Here is a 6,628-nt window from a genome sequence, read left to right on the forward strand (position 1 = left end):
CTATCGCGAAAAGCTATGAAGGAAAGAGCCGTGAATACCCGCAGGAAATAGCCCTTACAAACGAAGGTAATAGCACCTTGCCAACCTAGGAATTGATTGGCATAACGTACGAATTCCAATAAGCGTACAAGGATGTTTCGAATGCGCATTCTCCGCCGTGCACTGATCCTGGTGGTTCTGCTCCTGCTCGCGGGGCTCGCCGTCGTCCTCTATTACATCGCCAACCCCAACCTCCCCGCCTACCAGGCGCCGGAGAAGGTCAACTACCTCGACCAATGGGACGCGCAATCCCGCCAGACCTACTACTACACACCCCAGGGCACCACGGTTAAGGGCCTACGCTACGACTGGTTCACCGCACTGGAGCTGCCCTTCTCCAGCGAGAAGTTCGCCCGCCCCGAGTACCTCGCCCGCTTCGGCTTCCTCGTCGACCCGCAGCAGCAGCCCACCGAACTGAACCCCGGCAACCTGCCCGTGGGCTTCGCCCGGCATGAAGACAACGACACCGGCCAGCAGTACCTGGACATCACCTGCTCCGCCTGCCACACCGGCGAGCTGCACTACAAGGGCCAGGCCATCCGCATCGACGGCGGCGCCGCCCTGCACTCCCTCGCCTCCACCGTGCCCACCCTCAAGGGCGGCGGCTTCGGCCAGGCGCTGGGCATGAGCATGGCCTTCACCTACTACAACCCGCTCAAGTTCAACCGCTTCGCCAAGACCGTGCTCGGCGAGGAGTACCCCAAGGGCAAGGACGAACTGCGCCGCGACTTCAAGGACGTGCTCGACCGCCTGCTGGGCACCGCCTGGAACGACACCCACCGCGGCCTCTACCCCACCCAGGAAGGCTTCGGCCGCACCGACGCCTTCGGCCGCATCGCCAACAGCGTGTTCGGCGACGCCATCGACCCGTCCAACTACCGCATCGCCAACGCCCCGGTGAGCTACCCGCAGGTGTGGGACATCTGGAAGTTCGACTGGGTGCAGTGGAACGGCTCCGCCATGCAGCCCATGGCGCGCAACATCGGCGAGTCCCTCGGCGTGGGCGCCAGCCTCACCCTGCACGAGGAGAACGGCCAGCCCGTGCCCCTCGACCAGCGCTACAGCTCCAGCACCCGCGTGCGCGACCTGTACACCCTGGAAGAGACCCTCAAGCACCTCAAACCTCCGACCTGGCCGGAAGAAGTGCTCGGCAAGATCGACCTGCCCCGCGCCAGCAAGGGCCGCGCCCTGTTCGCCGAGAACTGCGCCTACTGCCACGCCCCCAACCCGCAGCCGGAAGACAAGCGCCTGGCCCCCGCCCGTGACCCGGAGTGGAAGATGCGCATGATCAGCACCCAGGAGATCGGCACCGACCCCACCACCGCCGACAACATCGCCGACCACCGCTTCGACGTGACCAAGCTCGGCTGGACCAAGGAGCAGCTCGCCCAGCTCGACGTCCGCCTGTTCGGCGCCGACCTCAAGGACATCGACTTCGCCAAGATCTCCAGCGCCAAGGGCCTGGCCTACCTCACCGCCTACGTCGAGAACCGCGCCTACGAACAGGCCGGCATCAGCGGCGAGGAGCGCAAGCAGATGGACGGCTACGGCCTGCCCATCGGCGTGCGTGAACTGCGCGCCTACAAGGCCCGCCCGCTGGATGGCATCTGGGCCACCCCGCCCTTCCTGCACAACGGCTCGGTGCCGACGATCTTCCAGCTGCTCTCCCCGGTGTACGAGCGCGCCACCACCTTCTACGTCGGCAACTTCGAGTACGACCCGCAGTTCGCCGGCTTCCGCACCGAAGCCTTCCCCGGCGGTTTCCTCTTCGACACCCGCATCACCGGCAACCACAACAGCGGCCACGAATTCCGCGACGGCTGCCGGGGCAACGGCGTGATCGGCCGTGCCCTCTCGCCGGACGAGCGCCTGGCGCTGATCGAATACCTCAAGGTGCTGGGCAACGAACGCCTCGAATCGCAGCTCACTCCCGAGCCCGTGCGCCCCTGGACGCCCGGGCCGAACTGCCAGGGCTGAGCCAGGGCCCGCCACCGGCGGGCCTGCGCCCACCCAGAACCACCCGCCTGCGGGCAAGCCAACAACAAGGACCAAGCGCTCATGCTCAAACGTTTATGGCTCTGGCTCGGACGCCTGCTCGGCAGGCTCCTCTTCATCACCGCCGCCGTCGGCCTCATCGGCTGGGGCATCGGCAGCCTCTACTACAGCTGGAAGTTCTCCGGTCCCGTCTCCACCGAGGAGCAGATCCCGCCCACCGAAGCGGCCGATGCCCGCGCCATCATCGAAGACGCCATGCGCGTGGTGGAGCAGCACCGCGACAACACCCGCGTCCTGCGGGACGCCCACGCCAAGGCCCACGGCTGCGTGAAGGCCGAGGTCACCGTGGCGCCCGACCTGGCCGCCGACCTGCGCGCCGGCGTGCTCGCCGAACCGGGCAAGACCTGGCAGGCCTGGATGCGCCTCTCCAACGGCAACGCCTACCCGCAGTTCGACAGCACCCGCGACGCACGCGGCATGGCCATCAAGCTGCTCGACGTGCCCGGCCAGAAGCTCATGCCCAGCCTGGCCCACGCCAATGAGCAGGACTTCGTCATGTTCAACCACCCGGTGTTCTTCATCCGCGACGTGGCCGAGTACCGCAGCAACTTCGAAGCCCAGGCCAACGGCCAGAAGGTCGGCGCCTTCTTCCCCAGCCTCGACCCGCGCACCTGGGAGATCCGCCACATGCTGATCGCCCTGCAGACCCTCGCCCCGGCCCCGGACAGCCCCACCGATACCGTCTACAGCTCCGTTTCCCCGTACAAGCTGGGCCAGGCCAACATCAAGTACCGCGTCATCCCCGACCCGCAGGCCTGCCCCGAGTACACCCTGCCCAAGCAGAACACCGCCCTGCCCAACTTCCTGCGCAATGCCCTGTACCAGCGCCTCTCCCTCGACCGCGTACCGGCCTGCTTCGCCCTCCAGGTGCAAGTGCAGAACCCGCAGCACTACATGCCCATCGAGGACACCAGCGTGGAATGGAGCGAGAAGATCTCCCCCTTCCAGACCGTCGCCACCATCAAGGTCCCCGCCCAGGACTTCGATAGCCGCGAGCAGAACGAATTCTGCGACAACCTCTCCTTCAACCCCTGGCACGCCCTCCCCGAGCACCGCCCCATCGGCGGCATCAACCGCCTGCGCAAAGCGGTGTATGAGGCGGTGAGTGCGTATCGGCATGAGCGGAATGGGGTTGGGGAGGGAAAAACAGAGATAAAGATGCAGGATTGATGCAAAAAGGCTGATCAACTTGTTGGGGAGTAGCAAGCTCTTACCAGCACTACATGAGCGCAAAATGAAAATCAATATCACAGAAGCCGTAGAGTACAGCATCGCTGATGATGCGCAACTTGAAAGAATAATTTTCCATATTGTTAGCCCAAACCTAGAAACCCCTACAATATTAATGGAAGTAGAAACACCAGAAGATTACTCAAAATTCTTCATAGAGAGACTCAAAGAAACACTAAAAGGCACGACTTATACCTTTAGAGAAAACTCATGGATACACAACCAGATAAAGAGCGCGCTTCAGAGCGCACATGCTTTTGTTGATACATCCGAGCGCCTTGCACAAAAATTCCAAGAACTATTCAAATCAGACAAAAGACTTATCCCAGGGGCATTAATGTTGCTCCAGATAAGAAATGGAAGAAACAAATATGGCGCCATAATCAAATACGACGACATGAGTGTAATTTCTTACACAACTCAAGCCTTGAAAAATGGAAGAACCAAACCAATCCTAAACCAATTCCTAAACAACTTCGTACAAGACAAGAAAGCAATCCAAAAATCAGTCTTGATAGACATAAACTGCCCGCAAAAGAGCATTATCTGCACGGACCGAAGCGGCAGCAAAGGGGACATCACAGAAAAATTTAGAGACTACTTGGAGGCAGATAGGCTTTTCACTACCACTCTACTAACAGAAAGACTCATTGCGGCCTTGGAAGAGACAGCCAGAAGCAATCACGAACTTCTCCCACCAGAAGTAAAAAAGAAGATAAAAGGAAAAATAAAGCAAGCAGTAAAAGACATAGTCGAATTTGACCCCGAAAACCCAGACCAAGTTCTTACCGCTGCTTTTGGAGATGCGCACATAGAGGAAAAAATTCGAAAATCCTTCATGGCAAACCTCAAGAAAAAGAAGATTTCCAATGAAAAATTTGCAATATCCAACAACGCCATAAAACAAAGCCCCAAGCGTATTAGACAAACTAACGAAGGAGTAAAAGTAATCTATAAAAGCGACGACATAGACAAGAATATCTTCTTCTCAGAGGACGGCGGAAAGAAAATAATTAGGATCATCACAGACCACTACGTACTTGATGACGACACGGATGAATAATCTCTTATCAGGACTTCTGCTTGAGACAGAGTCGTTAGATGCGGCCTTCTTTAGAAGCAATAGTGCAGATAAGGACCTGCTACCCAAGCTAAACAAAATCGCAAATAACACCACTTACAACTTCAAAATTGAAATCAGCGACATTTTCGGCGACAGAATTAAACTACCAACGACCGAAGGGCTTTCCGATTTCCAACTAGAAACTATTTCTTTTATAAAAGACAGACTACCTCGGCAAAATTTTTTCTTCACATACAGCGGATTTATAGCCAATCTAAGCTCAAGCGAAATAGCTAATTCTGAGTCAATACACATTTACGAGGATTTCTTTGAGTTCTCATCTCTTACCTGTATTTTTAGAAAATGGAATCTCAAGGCACCAACAATTGAAAAAGCCAGTCATGCAGATTCTATTGACGCCAGAAAAATAGTAAACGACCTTGCTCGCAGCCAAATATCTGCAAATCATTTATTTTGGATAACACACTTCAAAAACGAGGAGAAGCCGCCACTGGAGTGGCTCGAATTCTCTACCCCCAAAGCCGCCCTTCTTTTATTTTCAGAAATATCAAGCTCAGACACGGGACTAACCTACAAACTCAAAGGCAATAGAAACATTGAATTCAATTCGATCCACAGCAAATCACTAAGCAACAATGAACAAGAAAACATTCACTCTGCATTGGCTTGGATATTTGAAACCTCTCGTGACGCTGAAATTCGCCACACCCTACTTTGTCAGCGCCTATCGCACAACTCCCCAAAAAGCTCAGAGTCGTGGATCAAATTCATATCGAGAACACTACCCCACTCATACTCAGCAGCGAAGGAAGATTACAAAAACCATCTGCTCATCAAAACCGGCGAACTCCTAAAAGCTGTAACCGACATACGGAAAACTGTATCTGACGAAACAAACAAGATTGTAGAAAAAACAAACACCCTCACCAGCAGCCTACTTAGAGACGCAAGCATTACATTTCTTATAACATCTCTTAGGCAGACACTTATAGCCAAAAACCTAATAAGCACCCAAGGCTCAGCACTAATACTAATAGCAACTGCAACATGGCTACTAATCAGTATCAGCCTAACAGGCTACCAAAATAAATTATTTATAAAATCACAGATTAGATTTCGACGAAACTGGAGCAAAGGCCTCAGCTCTTTAATACCAGAGGGAGAATTGAATAAAATCGCAAAAAGACCCTTTAAAGAGGCAGTCAATAATTATAGAAAAATCAAAACCATAACAAATACAATATACGCAACCATTATTATCACCATCATCTCCATAGTAATCTTTGAATAAAAACATATTTTAAAAATTCCCCCTCGCTGCGAATTTTTAACCCTTGCCCTCCCCGCCCCACCTCCCTATCCTTCGCCGGTCGCGGTAAATCCCGCGGCCGGGTTTGACAGTCCGACGAGCTAGGCGCGATTGCGCCGCATGGTGCATGCGAGAAACGGCGAACGTTTTTTGCAGGCACTTGCACGCATACAGCTTTTACAGCTGTACCGTTTTATGACGGATCGCGCGGGGAGACCCTTGCGGTCTGCCGGGTCCTAGCGCCGGTCTGTCAACCCCGCGTGGTCCGTCACCCTTCGTTTGACAGCGTGGGTGACGACTCCCAACACCTCGGCTAGGAGCTTCACCATGCAAGACGCATATACCCCTGTTGTTTTTCTGCGCTACGCCTACCAACTCCGTGCCGTGATGGTCGACAACCGCCCCTGGTTCGTCGCCGAGGATTTCGCGCGGCTGATCGGTGCGCTGCGCCCCTATCGCCTGCCCCAGCGGGTGGACCCGCACCACCGGCGGGCGCTGTTCCTGCTGCACCAGTCCGGCGCCCGCGAGGAGGTGGAGGTGATCAGCGATGCCGGGGCCTACCAGGCGCTGTACCGCTTCCACCACCCGGAGCACCGGGCCATCAGCCAGTGGCTGAGCGAGCAGGTGGTGCCGACGCTGCACGACCGCCACCGGGATGCAGAGGCGGCGCCCCGCCGGGCCTACATGTGCTGGGCCAACCAGCCGATCAACGTGCTGAGCTGGCAGGGGGATGTCTGGATCAACCGGCAGGACCTGCCGGTCTTCCTCGCCAGCCTCGACGAGCCGGCATTGCGCACCGACGCCAGTTGGCGGCAAGCGCCCTGGTAAATCGCTGACAGACGGGCCCTTCGGGGCCCGTTTTCGTTTGGGGTGGTGGGATGGGTGCGGGCGGTTTTGCGGGGTGACGCGGG

General features: G+C 56.2%; 5 protein-coding genes. All 5 read left to right on the forward strand.

Annotated elements, in window-relative coordinates:
• The first annotated feature begins 141 nt into the window (after positions 1-141).
• The 5 genes from SZ55_RS14195 to SZ55_RS14205 all read left to right on the forward strand — a co-directional run bounded on the left by SZ55_RS14195 (position 142) and on the right by SZ55_RS14205 (position 6,545).
• Entirely contained in the window at positions 142-2,016 is a 1,875-nt protein-coding gene (locus tag SZ55_RS14195; protein ID WP_044407073.1) for a di-heme-cytochrome C peroxidase, read from the forward strand.
• 81 nt (positions 2,017-2,097) lie between these two features.
• Complete coding sequence (locus SZ55_RS14200) at positions 2,098-3,264, forward strand: catalase family protein (protein WP_044407076.1); 1,167 nt, start codon at positions 2,098-2,100, stop codon at positions 3,262-3,264.
• A 64-nt stretch (positions 3,265-3,328) separates the two neighbouring features.
• Positions 3,329-4,387, forward strand: a complete 1,059-nt coding sequence (locus tag SZ55_RS27430) for a nucleoid-associated protein (protein WP_082078235.1) — start codon at positions 3,329-3,331, stop codon at positions 4,385-4,387.
• Positions 4,380-5,699, forward strand: a complete 1,320-nt coding sequence (locus SZ55_RS28035; protein WP_152644486.1) for a hypothetical protein — start codon at positions 4,380-4,382, stop codon at positions 5,697-5,699. Before SZ55_RS27430 ends, SZ55_RS28035 begins: the two co-directional genes overlap by 8 nt.
• 345 nt (positions 5,700-6,044) lie before the next feature.
• Positions 6,045-6,545, forward strand: a complete 501-nt coding sequence (locus tag SZ55_RS14205) for a BRO family protein (RefSeq protein WP_044407080.1) — start codon at positions 6,045-6,047, stop codon at positions 6,543-6,545.
• Positions 6,546-6,628: the final 83 nt, after the last annotated feature.

The sequence above is a fragment of the Pseudomonas sp. FeS53a genome, assembly GCF_000931385.1.
Classification (GTDB): Bacteria; Pseudomonadota; Gammaproteobacteria; order Pseudomonadales; family Pseudomonadaceae; genus Metapseudomonas; species Metapseudomonas otitidis.